The sequence below is a fragment of the Herbaspirillum sp. GW821-FHT09A12 genome, assembly GCF_059418325.1.
This window is the reverse complement of record NZ_JBWKPR010000014.1, coordinates 1-13,192: the sequence shown is the minus strand read 5'-3', so window position 1 is coordinate 13,192 and position 13,192 is coordinate 1. Positions and strand designations below refer to the sequence as shown.

The 13,192-nt window shown below is 56.8% G+C and carries 15 protein-coding genes; 13 read left to right on the top strand and 2 right to left on the bottom strand.

Features of this window, described 5'->3' with window-relative positions; genetic code table 11:
- The first annotated feature begins 6 nt into the window (after window positions 1–6).
- A complete protein-coding gene (locus tag AC07N6_RS21160) occupies window positions 7–360 on the top strand; it encodes a hypothetical protein (RefSeq protein WP_494783631.1) in 354 nt (117 codons plus the stop codon).
- A gap of 11 nt (window positions 361–371) precedes the next feature.
- On the opposite strand, the gene AC07N6_RS21155 is transcribed toward AC07N6_RS21160, so the two are convergent.
- On the bottom strand, window positions 372–653 hold the full coding sequence (locus tag AC07N6_RS21155; protein ID WP_494783632.1) for a hypothetical protein: 282 nt from the start codon (window positions 651–653) through the stop codon (window positions 372–374).
- 154 nt (window positions 654–807) lie between these two features.
- On the opposite strand from AC07N6_RS21155, the gene AC07N6_RS21150 reads away from it, so the two are divergent.
- The 12 genes from AC07N6_RS21150 (at window position 808) to AC07N6_RS21095 (ending at window position 12,855) form a co-directional block, all read left to right on the top strand.
- The gene (locus tag AC07N6_RS21150) at window positions 808–2,967 is read left to right on the top strand and encodes a DNA topoisomerase 3 (RefSeq protein ID WP_494783633.1); all 2,160 of its coding nucleotides are present in this window, start codon (window positions 808–810) and stop codon (window positions 2,965–2,967) included.
- A gap of 22 nt (window positions 2,968–2,989) precedes the next feature.
- A complete protein-coding gene (locus AC07N6_RS21145) occupies window positions 2,990–3,631 on the top strand; it encodes a hypothetical protein (RefSeq protein ID WP_494783634.1) in 642 nt (213 codons plus the stop codon).
- Between the two features lie 33 nt (window positions 3,632–3,664).
- A complete protein-coding gene (locus AC07N6_RS21140; protein ID WP_494783635.1) occupies window positions 3,665–4,180 on the top strand; it encodes a hypothetical protein in 516 nt (171 codons plus the stop codon).
- 53 nt (window positions 4,181–4,233) lie between these two features.
- On the top strand, window positions 4,234–4,947 hold the full coding sequence (locus AC07N6_RS21135) for an EAL domain-containing protein (RefSeq protein ID WP_494783636.1): 714 nt from the start codon (window positions 4,234–4,236) through the stop codon (window positions 4,945–4,947).
- 76 nt (window positions 4,948–5,023) lie between these two features.
- A complete protein-coding gene (locus AC07N6_RS21130; protein WP_494783637.1) occupies window positions 5,024–5,239 on the top strand; it encodes a hypothetical protein in 216 nt (71 codons plus the stop codon).
- A gap of 472 nt (window positions 5,240–5,711) precedes the next feature.
- Entirely contained in the window at window positions 5,712–6,245 is a 534-nt protein-coding gene (locus tag AC07N6_RS21125; protein WP_494783638.1) for a phospholipase D family nuclease, read from the top strand.
- A 52-nt stretch (window positions 6,246–6,297) separates the two neighbouring features.
- A complete protein-coding gene (locus AC07N6_RS21120; protein ID WP_494783639.1) occupies window positions 6,298–6,606 on the top strand; it encodes a hypothetical protein in 309 nt (102 codons plus the stop codon).
- 83 nt (window positions 6,607–6,689) lie between these two features.
- Window positions 6,690–7,010, top strand: a complete 321-nt coding sequence (locus AC07N6_RS21115) for a hypothetical protein (RefSeq protein ID WP_494783640.1) — start codon at window positions 6,690–6,692, stop codon at window positions 7,008–7,010.
- 63 nt (window positions 7,011–7,073) lie between these two features.
- The gene (locus AC07N6_RS21110) at window positions 7,074–9,188 is read left to right on the top strand and encodes a helicase associated domain-containing protein (protein WP_494783641.1); all 2,115 of its coding nucleotides are present in this window, start codon (window positions 7,074–7,076) and stop codon (window positions 9,186–9,188) included.
- Entirely contained in the window at window positions 9,185–11,179 is a 1,995-nt protein-coding gene (locus AC07N6_RS21105) for a DEAD/DEAH box helicase (RefSeq protein WP_494783642.1), read from the top strand. The genes AC07N6_RS21110 and AC07N6_RS21105 overlap by 4 nt, the downstream gene beginning before the upstream one ends.
- Window positions 11,180–11,297: 118 nt before the next feature.
- Complete coding sequence (locus AC07N6_RS21100) at window positions 11,298–11,957, top strand: tyrosine-type recombinase/integrase (RefSeq protein WP_494783643.1); 660 nt, start codon at window positions 11,298–11,300, stop codon at window positions 11,955–11,957.
- Between the two features lie 517 nt (window positions 11,958–12,474).
- The gene (locus AC07N6_RS21095) at window positions 12,475–12,855 is read left to right on the top strand and encodes a hypothetical protein (protein ID WP_494783644.1); all 381 of its coding nucleotides are present in this window, start codon (window positions 12,475–12,477) and stop codon (window positions 12,853–12,855) included.
- 85 nt (window positions 12,856–12,940) lie between these two features.
- Here the strand turns inward: AC07N6_RS21095 and AC07N6_RS21090 are convergent.
- On the bottom strand, window positions 12,941–13,192 hold a 252-nt coding region (locus AC07N6_RS21090), incomplete at its 5' end, for a hypothetical protein (RefSeq protein ID WP_494786276.1).

The following is a 13,192-nucleotide window of genomic DNA, read 5'->3' as shown; positions in this document are numbered from 1 at the left end:
GGCAACATGAGTGCATTTCAACAGTTCAAAGACGCGGTGCATCTGCCCGCGCGCTTGGGCGCGGAGCTTCCCTATGTCCGTTTATTCGTGATTAACGAAGGGCGGGACGCCGGCGTCGATGGCGATGTGGAGTTTCAGGCGGATAGTCGCGGCGCGGAAACCGTGTCCGTAACGATCATCGCCTGGTCTCTCGATGCTCGTGGCCAGGTGATTCGTGAGCAAGCCGAGCGATTCGTGTTTGGCTTGCCGGCGGGTGACCTGCAGTTGGCGGAGGATGTGGATGTGACGAGCGCTATGGCCGCGCTTCTGGTATCGGCATCGGGGATGCGGCCCGTGCCTGACGCTGCGGATCCGGCATGAGCAGAACCAGGTCAATTCGCGCTGCGATCGTCATCGCCCCGGCCAGTTCTGGTCGGGGGGTAGTTGAACGTTTCCCGGAAATACTGTTTCAGGGTGGTGATGCCGATTTTCAATCCCGTGTTGGCGCGAATGAATTCCTGGATGTCGGTGAGGCTGAGGCGTTCGTTGACCAAAATGGTCAGCGCCGGCTTCATTTCGTCCATACGGCCGCGAATTCGGCTCGAAAGACCCTTGTTCTTTCCGCGCGCGAATTCCTTTGCAGCCTTGACCAGTTCCTTCAGTTCTACGTCCATGCATTCCACCTGTCGACCCGAGACAGGGCCGATCATAACAGACAGAACATTCGCTCTTCTGCATGCATAAGACAACAAACGTCAATCATTCCGACTATCGTCGGAAAGATGGCGTTTATTTTTACCGCGCGAGTGGCATAAAGGCGATCATCTAATGAAAGTCATGAAAGTCTATGTGGCCGAAAAGCCCAAGCTCGGCAAAGCGATCGCCGGCGAACTGGCGAAGCGTTCGCCGAAGGTCGACTCCGGGGTGGACTTTGTCCAAGGTGCTGACTGGGCAGTATGTTGGGCCGCCGGCCATATCTTCGAGCAAGTCAGCCCCGATTACTACATCGGTGCCAAGTTTCCAGGTGCCAAGAAGGGCGCGAATGGCAAGTTCAGCTGGGTTGACGAGCATCTGCCGCTGAACCCGGGCACCGAAGGATGGCCGGCCTGGAAGCTTGAGCTGGTATCGGATAAGGCTGGTCTCTTCAAGACCATCAAGCGGCTGGTCAAAGAGGCCAGCGTCGTGGTGAACGCGGGGGATCCGGATGCCGAGGGCCAGCTGCTGATCGATGAGATTTTGCTTGAGCTGGGTAACGCAAAGCCCGTGAGGCGAGTGCTGATCAGTGGCTTTGATACCGTCACCGTCAGCAACGGGCTGCGCGACGAGCGCGATAACGCGGACTTCCAAGGACTGATGCGCCGGGCGCTCGGGCGCAGCAGATCCGATTGGCTTTGTGGGATGAATTTCACGCGTGCGGTGACATTGCAAGCGAAACGTAGCGGCTACGGTGGGACTCACATTCCGATCGGCCGAGTGCAGACGCCTCTTCTGGGGCTGATCGTCGCACGAGACGAGGAGATCGCGAACTTCAAGCCGGTCGACTACTTCCAGCTGGTAGCAAGGCTGAAGGTGGCCGGTGGCGAATTCCTGGGCAAGTGGAAGCCTCACGATGGACAGGCAGGTCTCGACGCAGAAGGTCGGCTTCTGGACCGGCGTATCGCCGACCAGCTCAACGCGGCGGTGAAAGGCAAGACCGGCCACGTGGCCGAGTACGACGACGACGAGAAACAGGAAGGTGCGCCGCTACCGTTCTCGGTCGACAAGCTGCAGATCCTGGCGTCGAAGCGATTCGGGTATAGGTCGGACGATGTTCTGAAGGCCCTCCAAGCGTTGTACGAGACGCACAGCCTGACGACCTATCCGCGATCGGACTGCCAATTCCTGCCTGAAGGCCAGTTCGGCGACGCGGGGCAGGTTATTGCTGCGGTGACGCACAACATGAAATTTGAGCCCAGCGTGACGAATCTTGTGGATCAGAAGCGGAAGTCCCGGGCTTGGAACGACGAAAAGGTCACTGCCCACCACGCCATCATCCCGACTACAACCACCAAGGCAGACCTCAGCGGTCTTTCGAAGATCGAGCGCGATCTCTACGACGAAATCTGTCGCCGGTACCTCGCGCAGTTCATGCCGCCGCGGCGTTACCGCGCAGTGAAAGCAACGATCGACATTTCCGGCCAGTTGTTCACTGCTACCGGCTCGACAACGCTGTCGCCAGGCTGGAAAGTGATCTATGGCGCAGCTGCGTCCGAAGACGACGCGAAGCAAGGTGATGACACCATTGCGCTCCCGGCCATGACGAAGGGCGAGGCCGTTCTCTGCAACGGCTTGTCCATCGAACCCAAGAAGACCACACCGCCGGACCACTTCACCGACGCAACGCTGCTGGACGCGATGATCAACATCCACAAGTACGTCAAGGATGAGCGCATCAAGGGCATCTTCATGAAGATGCTGGCAGACAAAAAGGCCGGGGACGAGGAGGGGGCATGCGGCCTGGGTACACCAGCGACCCGCCATACGTTTGTCCCGAAGCTCGAAGAGACTGGCCTGGTCGAATGCAGGCTTCCCGAAAAGCGCGGTGGGAAAGCGTCGAAGGAGACGCAGATCATCTCGACGGCTGCTGGCCGCGGCTTGATCGCCGCCTTGCCGCCAGAGCTGGGGAGGCCGGACATGACGGCGCTGTGGGAGACGGCACTGGGTGGTGTTGAAGAAGGGAAGATGACGCTGGATCAGTTCATGGCCATGCAATCGCAGATGATCCTGAAGACTATCGGCACCATCAACTCCAAGGATCTCTTGATTCCCGATCCGCCTGGCGCGAAGAAGAAAACGTCGTCAGGGGAGCCTCGTGCGCCGGCGACACCCGCGGGCAAGAACTGCCCGAAATGCGGCTCGCAGATGTTGCAGCGCAAGTCCGCTAAGGGCGCATTCCTTGGCTGCTCCGGTTATCCCGGATGCAAACACACCGAACAAGTTGCCGAATAAACTGCATAAAAAGGGGTAGTAAATGAGTTCCAAATTCGCAAACTCGCTGCTGATTGATGACCTGCGCCAGATGGCGGCAGTCCCCAACAGCCTGGACCGTGTGGTGCTGCGCCAGATCGAGAATGGCATTGCTGGCGATGTCTTCAAGATATGCGCTCCCGTCCTGAGCGGCAGTGACCAGTACGGCAAGCGCGATCAGCTGGCAGCTGAAATGAACCGTGAGTACCGCGCGCGCGCCGGCGGGGCAACAGGCTTCAGCGTGCCGCTCTACCTGGAGGCGGCAGCTAACTTCTATCGCCTGGAGATCAAGCGCATCCTCCAGAAGGTACGTGACGCTGTCGGCCACGGCATGGCGATTGCGCAAATTCACTCTGCCAACTCCATCAGCGAGATGACGGCGCTGGACCCCGGTATGGCCGAGATGGCCGACGGCGTTGCTCGCAGTTTCAATGAGCTGAGCAGTGCGTTTGAACGCCTGGCTCGAGTGGAAACGCAAGCGGCAAAGAATCCTGCGATGCAGCTGCAGGAGGAACTCCGCCAAGGTCTGGCCGGCGTGGCCGACAGCACCTTCGCCAAGTCCATGCTCAAGGAAGCCCAGGCGCGTGCCATCGTACAGCGTGCAGCTGAGGCCGACGCTTCCGTCAGCGTGCCGCGCCGTCCCTAATCGGCGGTTTAACAACTAGATTCAGGAGCACCCATGAGTACCGTGATCGAGAACAAATTCAACTTCCCGCCGGCGTTGGTTGAGAAGGCAGTCGCATTTCCGCAAGGCGCGTTCGTGGAGGTCGATGATCTGGCCTTCAACATGAACAATCTCGGCCGCAAGATCATACAGACGCACCGAATAGATCTGGGCGGCCGACAGGTGTCCGTCGCCAATCTGACAGAGGGCGGCGCTGCTTACGAGCTGGTGCTGCGTGAAGAGAGCCCGCGATTGTTGGGTACCTTCGACACTTTCGTTACGCAACATAGCGTCCTGTTCCTGGCGCTCCAGGAACAATTCGGCGGCTCGATCGCGAGCTACACGCCGATGGAGATGGTGGTTGCGCTGAACAAGGCGCTGGCTGACGGTGTCGCCTTCGGCGATGCGGACCAGGTGCGCAAGGCAGCGGCCTGGGCGCGCATCCACGTGCGCCGCGTCGCGTGGGTTCTCAAGAACAGGACTGACGCGTTCCTCAAGGCCCCCATTGACTGGAGCCAAGTACCGATCTGAGGTCGGCTTCGGGTCACGGCGCATTCGTGCGCGCGCCAACAAGGGAGACCAATATGCAGAAAGTCGTCAGTCCGGTATTCATGCCGATCGTGGAGGTGTCTACCGGCATCGTGTCCCATTACGAGGCCCTTGCGAGAACGAAAGGGGCCAGTGGTGGCCATGTTCGCCTGATCGAGATGGGCGAGGAATACGGCTTTGTGTTCCTGATCGATCTGGCGATCTTGGAACACTGCTTCAAGCTTTTGACGCAGCATTCCGGCTTGGTGATCGCGGTGAACGTGTCGGTCCGCACAATTGAAGAGTCGTGCAGCGAAGCACTGGGATTGATCTTCCAGAACATGCACCTGGTGGACAGGATCATCTTTGAGGTAACAGAGACGACGGAGATCCAGAATGCTCGCCAGGTGATGCTGTTTGCGGAGGCCGTGCGGCTGCTTGGTGGCCGAATCGCTATCGACGATTTCGGAGCTGGGCATTTCACCGTGGCCCTCATCGAGAAGTTGCGGCCGGAATTCCTTAAGCTCGACGGCAAGATGATCGCAGACTTGGAAGGGAATGGCGACGTGATCGTGCAGCTGTGTGAGCTGGTAGCCGGGCATGGAGGCCGTGTGATCGCTGAGCACGTTGACAGCAAGGAAAAGATGGCGAATCTCCGATCTTTGGGTGTGCACTATGCGCAGGGGTACTTTGTGGGCGAACCGCGCCCTTTCGAGTTCACGCGAGGGGAGGATGCCGGGCGTGTGCTTCTGGTATTGAACGCTGGGTAGCTTGGGAGCGGACGGAATGGAATCGGGGACACAGAACCGCTACATCGCGTGGCCAAGAACGTTGTTCCGGAAAGCCATGCTGACGATGCTCTTCCTGGTGCCTGCAGGAGCCTACGTGGTGGCGTCGGAATTTAGCGCTCGTTTGGTACCGGAAACAGGATATGTGGGTGGTTGGATGCGGGCAGCCTGGACTGCGCTCATCTTGGCCGCCGTTGGTGGTGTCTGGGGCATCATTGAGACGTGGTGGGGGGCGCATGATCGATGTGCCGAACGATCAAAGGTGGATGGCTGATGGGAATTTTGCCGAAAGTAAAGCGTTGGTTCTTCACGAGTCGGATCTGGCTTCGGTACTGCGCTGTCCGACTCTTTTATGTGGCTGGCAAGGCAGAGGGTGTCGGGCGCGGGTATCTCATTCTGTTTTCGATCTTTGAATTTTGTAGGTCATATCCCAGGATTCGGATTTCAATAAAAAAGGGTATTCAACGCCCGGGCAGGTGATCTGTTCCTCATCTACCAGTTTTGTCCGACAGAGCAGGGTGGTGTGTGGTCGATAAGGGGGATTTGGGCGGCGTGTTCATCTTTATTTGGGCGTGTGTTGTTGTTGAATGTTGGACGGAAAGCCTGAACCCCAATTTGGGTGTCGTAAGGTTCATTTTGTCGGTAGAACGCGGGTCTGTCGGGAGTAGGCCAATTTGGATGTCAAAGAAGGATTGTTCGGACCACAGGGGCCAATTTGGGTGCCGTAAAGTAAAGGTGATGGCGTGATGCGCAATTTTGTTCTCGTGGTGGTGATGGCGGTATCGGGGATGGGCCAAGTTTGGGCGGCGCAGGCCCTCGGACCGGGTGCATCGTTCGACGCCGGATTTTCTCCAGCGCGGGGCGCTTTGGATGTCGTGCTCAAGGGCATTGGGGCGGCTAAGAAGCAGATCTTGGTGGCGGGGTATGTGTTCACCAGCAAGTCTATTTCGGCCGCCCTCATCGACGCGCGCAAGCGGGGCGTCGATGTCTATGTTGTCGTTGATGCTGAGGAGAACCAGCAGCGCTACTCGGCCGCCACGTACCTGGCGAATGCGGGCGTGCCAGTTCGCCTGAATGCCAACTATCCGATTTTTCATCACAAGTTCATGGTGCTGGATGGCGAAGGCCTGCAGCTTGGCAGCTTCAACTACACCGGGCGCGCGGAAAAGAACGCTGAGAATGCGTTGCTGCTCCACGGTGTGCCGGCGCTGGCAGGCAAGTACGCCGCCGAGTGGCGTCGATTGTGGGACGAGGCACGCGCGCTGCCGCGCGCGTATTGACGGTCAATGCTGTCCTTTGGCGGCGAGGTGAGGTGATTTTATGGGAACGGGAATGCAGGAATTGGTCGAGAGGCATGGCGCAGTCGATTACCTGGCGCTGGTGAAAGGCGATTTGGTGACCGAATTCGCTGTGAGCGGCCTGAGCAAGCGCTTTCAGCGCATCGGAGTCCGATCGGTGATTTCGCTGGCTGTCGCGAATGGTTGCATCAGCTTGGAGGCTTGTCGGAGAGCGGTGGCCGCCGGGGTGTACGCCAGAACGGCCGTTTTCGGCTCACCAAGCCGTTCGAACTGGATGCCGACAGCATCCGATACTTTGATGCCAGTTGCGGCCTGTACTTCACTTTCCGGCGTGAGCGATTGAAGGAAACACTTGAAAACGTGGTGCCGCTGGAGTTGAAGCTGCGGTCCATGCTCTTCTATGGAGTCACAGTTGACCGCGTTTGAGTGTCTATCGCCAGCTGGAAAGGCGCTCTTTATTGGGATCGCGGTCATCCTGGTGGTGACGCTGGTGGCTATGCTGGTGAGTGTTTTGTTTCCAATCTTGGGGTGATAAGGTCGCGTATGCGCTGTGAAATGAGAGTTGCTCGCTATGGCGAGCAAGGTGACACCCAGGTCGCGAACTTGAGGCAACTCATGAATGCGGCTCCGATGTCGAAAGAAGATCATGCGGCAGTGCAACGTCGCCGCGTCGAAGTGCGCCGCCGGATGGAAGATGTGCGGGCACTACAAACCGAAGCAGCCTGCAACGTGCTATTAATCGAATAAAGGAGCATAGCTATTACTTTCGTTATACTATATGAGCATCTTATTGTGTAAATTTGGTGTTCGATGAAGACTAAATGTTCGCGTAAACCCAAGCTACATCAGGAAGAGGCGCTCGCTGATGTACTCAAAGGATTCCAGACTGCCGATCGTGGGCAGTTGATAATGGCGTGTGGAACCGGTAAGACTCTTGTCGCACTTTGGGTATCAGAGCGTCTGCCTGCCAAGCTGAGTTTGGTATTGGTGCCGTCACTAAGTCTGCTGGACCAATTTGCATCCGAGTGGCGATCGTCAAGTTCCGAAGGTGAGGGCTTTGAGTCGTTGTTCGTTTGTTCTGACGTTACAGTCGGTCAACCGGAAAGCGATGACGGGGTGGATTACTTGCGCGCGGATTTGGTCCAATCGGGCCATGAAGTGACTTCGAGTGCCGTCCGTATTGCTGAGTTCATGAGGGAAGAAGGCCGTCGAGTGGTCTTTTGTACCTATCATTCATCTCAGCTGATTGCAGAAGCACAGCGATTTGCGAAAGTGCCGTCCTTTGATCTAGCGGTTGCTGATGAAGCGCATCGATGCGTGACAGAGGTCGGGAGCTTCTTTGGAATAATTTTAGATCGTTGCTCAATCCGCGCCAATAAGCGCCTGTTTTTAACTGCCACACCTAAGATTTATGGTCATATGGCGAACGGGCGAGATATGAACGATATCGCCGCTTTTGGAGATAGGTTCCATTGCTTGCATTTCGGCAGAGCGATCAAAAGAAAACTGCTCGCGGATTATCAAGTCGCTATATATCTTATTAGTGACTCCCTAGATGAGATTTCAGAGCCTGCCATTTCAGAGGATGATAGGCAGATGCGGGCGAAGCAGGTTGCCTTGCTGAAGACTATGAAAATGTTTGGTTTGCGGAAGGTACTTAGCTTTCACAGCTATGTAAGTCGCGCGAACCGTTTTGCTTCCGACCTAGCATCGGTATCCGTGCAGTTAGGGTGGCCTACGGGCGAGCTCGTGGCAGACATCGTATCTGGCGCAATGGAGGCGGGTGTTCGTAAGCAGAAGCTGACAAAGCTGGCCACCACAGATTCAGGGAAAATGCATGTCCTTACAAATGCCAGATGCTTGGCTGAAGGCGTTGATGTTCCCAGCGTCGATGGCATTGTTTTTAATGATCCTCGACGGAGCCCAATCGATATCATCCAGGCTGTAGGCAGGGTGCTGCGTAGTTCTCAGGGCAAAGATCTCGGCACAATTGTTGTGCCAGTTTTTGTCGCGGACGGAGAGAGCCCGGAAGAGACGTTAGAAAGCAGTGAATTCCAGAAGGTTTGGGAGATTATCTCCTCGCTGCGTAGCCACGATGATGAGCTGGATCTCTACTTAAATGAATACGGCTGCAACAAATCAGCGGCAGTTTCTAGCCGCGACAATTCAAGGCAAAAAATTTACATTGGCGGTTCGGTCAGCAGAGAATATTTGGCAAAACTTCACAAAGCTCTTCGACCCAGAATCCTGCGGGAGCTATCCCCAGCGGTGGATCCATGGAGCCTGGGCTTTGAGGCGCTAGGCGAATTTGCGACGAAATATGGGCATATGAATGTGCCCTCCGACGTTTCGTGGCCTGAAGGACAGGATAAGGGAATTCTGCTGGGGAAATGGGTCAGCGATCAACGAAAGCGAGCGAAGAGGGGAACTCTTTCGAAAGAGAGGCGACGCCTTCTTGATGATGCCGGATTCGTATGGTCGGTCGCAGATTATATGTGGGGCATAGGCTTGAAGTGTCTTCGGGAATATCGTGAGAAATATGGCCATTCCCGAGTCCCACAGGCCAATACGTGGCCGGAAGACGACCCAACTGGATATCGACTTGGAGCGTGGCTCACTGAGCAGCGGAGACTTGGTCGCCTCGGTAAATTAGCTGAGGGCAGACGCGAGTTGCTGTTCTCTACCGGGATGGAACTATCTGTCCAGGACGAGGCCTGGGAAAAGGCTTTTCAGTACGCAAAGGAATTTAGGGAGAAATACGGTCATTGTCGGATTCCAGATGCATATCGCTGGCCAGAAGGAGCGATAGATGCGTTTATTCTGGGTCGCTGGGCAAAATTTCAACGGCAGATGTTCGAAGCTGGAAAACTGAGGTCTGATAGGCTGCAACGCCTGGAGTCTCTGGGCCTTTCCTTGTCAATATGAAGCTGGCCGCCTACAAGAAGGGATCGACGGAACTCATTAAGGCTGTGCGCTCGGATGGCTTTCGTGTTGGCTTTTCCACGCTCTTTTCTCCGTGGGCAAATGCCTTCTTTAAGGAGAAGGAGGGCCAGTGGTCGCAAGCCGGCCGGATGTGGGTGTTCGATCGCGAGCGAATCAACGGCGCGTTCGCCGCCGGCCTGGCCGCCAGTCTCCCGAAGGAATCGACGCTCGACGTGACGGCCATGGCGCAGAAGCTGCGCACGGCGCTTTCCGCGCCGGATCCAGATCTGTTCGTGGCCGGCCTCGATGTGCAGCTGTTCCCCGTCAAGAACGGCGGATTCGCCTGCTTGTTCAAGCTGGACCGCGTTCTGCTCGCCGCCATGCAAGCTCTGGAAGGTATTTTTCTTCGGGGGAAAAACGCCTGGCGTCTGAATAAGGGGCTCGACGACATCCTTGAGGCGTTTGAGAGCCGAGCCGGGGTCAAGCGGGAGCATGTCTATGTGCATGAGACCGAGATTGTCCTGGAGCAGCTGGCGACATCGGCCGATGGAGATCGGCCCGCCTTGAGTGTGGGCGGCATGATTCCAGAGCCCGTGGCCAGGGATACGGCTGGCGAGAACTCCATCTTGACGGTGGTGGCCACGCCATTGAAGAAGCTCTGGGTCAATGAGGCGCAGCTGCAGCGCGCCGCGGCAGATTATGGGCTCTACGACTATCAATCAGCAGGCGTAAGGCATCTTCTTGGTAGCACCAGCGCACTTTTGGCTGACGACATGGGGCTCGGGAAGTCGCGGCAGGCTGTTGTGGCAGCGCACCTAATATCTGGGCCTGGTGCTGTTCTTGTGGTATGTCCGGCCAACCTGCGCATCAACTGGCAGCGAGAGATCCACGCAGTGCAGCCAGGGGCACGGGTTGCGATCGCCGGAGACGGGCAGGTCTGGGCAGATGCGGAATGGCTCGTCGTCAACTATGAACGTCTGGGCGCGGTAGTGCAGGCGATCAACGATAAGCTGGCCCGCTTCCGGGTAATGCTCTGCGACGAAGCTCATTATCTGAAGGAGCCGGACTCCACCAGAACGCGCAACGCGTTCTTGCTGGCCAAGCACATTGATCGCCGCTTCCTGCTGACCGCCACACCCATCCTGAACCGCGAGAGTGAGCTGCATTCGCTGCTGCGACTATCTGGTCACCCGATTGGAGAGGTGCCGCTGGCCGACTTCTTGGGCGAATTCGCCGGCAAACCGGAGCTGCGCAAGGTTCTGGCGCAGCGTGTTTCGGAATGGATGCTGCGCCGGCGCAAGGACGTGCTGAAGACGCTTAAGGGCAAGGTGCATGAGATCCAATACGTGCAGCTGGGCGTCGACGAGATGGCGCGGTACCGGAAGGTGCTTAACGACGATAGCGAGGTGGCGCTGGTCAAGATCGGCCGCCTGCGGCGCTTGCTGGAGACATGCAAGGCCTCGTGGCTGATCGACTCGGTTCGATCCTTGACGGATGGCGACAAGGCCATCATCTTCTGCGAATACGTGGATTCGGTCGACTTCCTGGTCGACGAATTCGCGAAGGCAGGTATTCAGGCCGTCGGCTACACCGGCGAAGGCTCGCCAACGAAAAAGCAGAAGGCCGTCGACGCGTTCATGGATGATCCCGCTGTCGGCGTTTTCATCGGCACCACAAAGGCCGCCGGCGTCGGCCTGAATCTGACGACGGCCAACTATGTCTATTTCGCTTCGTTGCCGTGGACCGATGCTGCCAAGCGCCAAGCCGAGGACCGCGCCTATCGCAATGGGCAGCGCCGGCAGGTCACCGTCTCCATTCCGGTAGTTCCTGGTACCGTGGACGAACAGGTCCTGACGTTGCTCAAGCACAAAGAGAAGATCGAAAAGGACCTGCTGGCCGACGAAGGCGTGCCAGATCCAGACTCGCAAGAGAAGCATGTCTTTGCGATGTTGGTTCAAGGAATGACGGATGCGCGTGTCGCGCTCGCCACTTAATTGGCCATCTGGCCGGACTTTTCCGAGAACCTGGCCAGCGGCCTTGCGCTTCGGACGCTTTGTCGCTATTCTCGATGTCGTAACCTCTGAATAAATCCAAATACGGAATTAATAGAGAATGGCTAAAGCCCCATTTATTGAAGACTCGCGCCTCAAACATCTGCTGAAAGTGACCGCCGTTTCGGGAGAAAGTCCGGAGCGAAACGTCGCGCTGCTTCATGTGATCTACGGCACGGGCATGATGCTCACCGAGGTGGCCACGATGAGGATCGAGCACTATCTGACGCCAGACGGAACCATTCGTGAGAAGTCATGCGTTCCGCCAGATGTCGCCTACAACGGCAAGGAGCGCCCCCTTTGGTGGTCGAATTCCAAAGTCACCGATTCCATCGACAAATACCTGGCGCTGCGGGTTCGGCTTGGGCAAGGTGTGACAACTCGCAAGGGGGCATATAGGGGCCTTGATCCGTCGAGTCCAATATTCCTCACCGGTGACGGAGCTCCGTACAAGCGCGTCGAACGCAAGACCGCCACTGGAGCAATCAGCTACTCCTGCGATTCCTTGAGTCAACTTTTCCGTAAGCTGCATCAACAGTCGGGCATTGAGGGGGCGAGCGCCATGTCCGGCCGCCGCACCTTCGCGGTACGGCTTCACCAAAAAGGGTATGACCTGAAACACATTAACGAGCTGCTTGGCCACGGATCTCTGAAGGCCACGAAAAACCTAATCGACCAAGATCCAGTGCGTTTGGGTGCGATTGTTGCGGGGGTGATTTGATGACGCCAGAACAGTTTGACCTGGTGGCCAAATTGCTGCGTTCCCAGGAACGTGTTGCTAGTGCTGTCCGAGCGGTCATCCTGGACGGACAAACGCCCGGAGACGCTGCAAAACGGGAGGGGTTGTCGCCTCAATCGGTCAGCAATGCATTAGCGCGGTACCGCTCGACACACGCGGAATTGTTGGCGGCATACAGCCCTAAAAAAAAAGTCAAAATAGCTCTTGCATTACACGTCTAGACGTTTATAATGATGTTCATGGGCGCAGCACTTCGCGTCGCCAAATATGAGGTGAATGAGCATGCCGAATTGGATTTCAATGCCGAAGCAAGATGCGGAGACAGGTCGCGTGATTGATGCAGGATCGGTACGTTGCCGTTGCGGGAATCGCCATGAGCTTGTGCTATTCAACGATAGCGACTGCCATCGTTGCGGTACAGAGTTCAACTCGGTCGGCCAAGAACTTGCGCCGCGTCACCAATGGGAAGAGTGCGAATTCGACTGATAGGGAAATCATCATGCAAAAAATCATGCTGGCAGCTTCGGCCTTCGGCTTCAAGCGCACCAAGTGGGCAATTTGCGAGTGCTGCGGCGGCAACGGCGCCGTCGATCACCCGGCATTCTCGAACGGCTTCACGTCCCAGGAGTGGGCCGATATGCAGGAAGACTACGATGACCGCGACGGCACCACCGCTGCTGATCGCTACATTCGCGGCGACTACGACGTGGCCTGCACCGAATGCGACGGCTCTGGCAAGGTGCGCGTGGCTGATGTCAAGAACATGAGCTTCGGCGAGAAGCGTGGTTTCGTGCGCTATATGCGCGAGCTTGCGGAAACCTCACATGTCGAACGCTATCTCAGTGCCGAAATCGCAGCAGAGCGCCGTATGGGTGCCTGATTTAACCGGAGAAAACGAAAATGTTCTACGCAATTCGTACAACAGCTATAGCCGCCGACACCACTGAACGGCAACTACTGAGCTTCTACAGTAAAGCTGATCGTGCCAGTTTCATTTCGAAAAATGGTGTGGCAAAGGCTGTAATGGCTTCTGAGGCGCGCACGTACAAGGCAGCTGGTGCGAGCCACACCGTCAGCGATAAGTCGCTGAACATCACCTTTTTTGCGCAGATTGTCTTGTGATCGGAAAATAGATGATTACCGCACGACGCAAGGATGATGGCAGTTTCGAGGTGGTGAGCGGCCGTATGCGCTTGCAGGTTCAGTTGGAGCTGCAA

Excerpts from the sequence above, each read along its gene's own strand:
- AC07N6_RS21110 (WP_494783641.1), top strand. The coding sequence starts at position 7,074 with ATGAAGACTAAATGTTCGCGTAAACCCAAGCTACATCAGGAAGAGGCG.
- AC07N6_RS21135 (WP_494783636.1), top strand. The coding sequence starts at position 4,234 with ATGCAGAAAGTCGTCAGTCCGGTATTCATGCCGATCGTGGAGGTGTCT.
- AC07N6_RS21100 (WP_494783643.1), top strand. The coding sequence starts at position 11,298 with ATGGCTAAAGCCCCATTTATTGAAGACTCGCGCCTCAAACATCTGCTG.
- AC07N6_RS21125 (WP_494783638.1), top strand. The coding sequence starts at position 5,712 with ATGCGCAATTTTGTTCTCGTGGTGGTGATGGCGGTATCGGGGATGGGC.
- AC07N6_RS21140 (WP_494783635.1), top strand. The coding sequence starts at position 3,665 with ATGAGTACCGTGATCGAGAACAAATTCAACTTCCCGCCGGCGTTGGTT.
- AC07N6_RS21150 (WP_494783633.1), top strand. The coding sequence starts at position 808 with ATGAAAGTCATGAAAGTCTATGTGGCCGAAAAGCCCAAGCTCGGCAAA.
- AC07N6_RS21155 (WP_494783632.1), bottom strand. The coding sequence starts at position 653 with ATGGACGTAGAACTGAAGGAACTGGTCAAGGCTGCAAAGGAATTCGCG.
- AC07N6_RS21095 (WP_494783644.1), top strand. The coding sequence starts at position 12,475 with ATGCAAAAAATCATGCTGGCAGCTTCGGCCTTCGGCTTCAAGCGCACC.
- AC07N6_RS21105 (WP_494783642.1), top strand. The coding sequence starts at position 9,185 with ATGAAGCTGGCCGCCTACAAGAAGGGATCGACGGAACTCATTAAGGCT.
- AC07N6_RS21120 (WP_494783639.1), top strand. The coding sequence starts at position 6,298 with ATGCAGGAATTGGTCGAGAGGCATGGCGCAGTCGATTACCTGGCGCTG.
- AC07N6_RS21145 (WP_494783634.1), top strand. The coding sequence starts at position 2,990 with ATGAGTTCCAAATTCGCAAACTCGCTGCTGATTGATGACCTGCGCCAG.
- AC07N6_RS21130 (WP_494783637.1), top strand. The coding sequence starts at position 5,024 with ATGCTGACGATGCTCTTCCTGGTGCCTGCAGGAGCCTACGTGGTGGCG.
- AC07N6_RS21160 (WP_494783631.1), top strand. The coding sequence starts at position 7 with ATGAGTGCATTTCAACAGTTCAAAGACGCGGTGCATCTGCCCGCGCGC.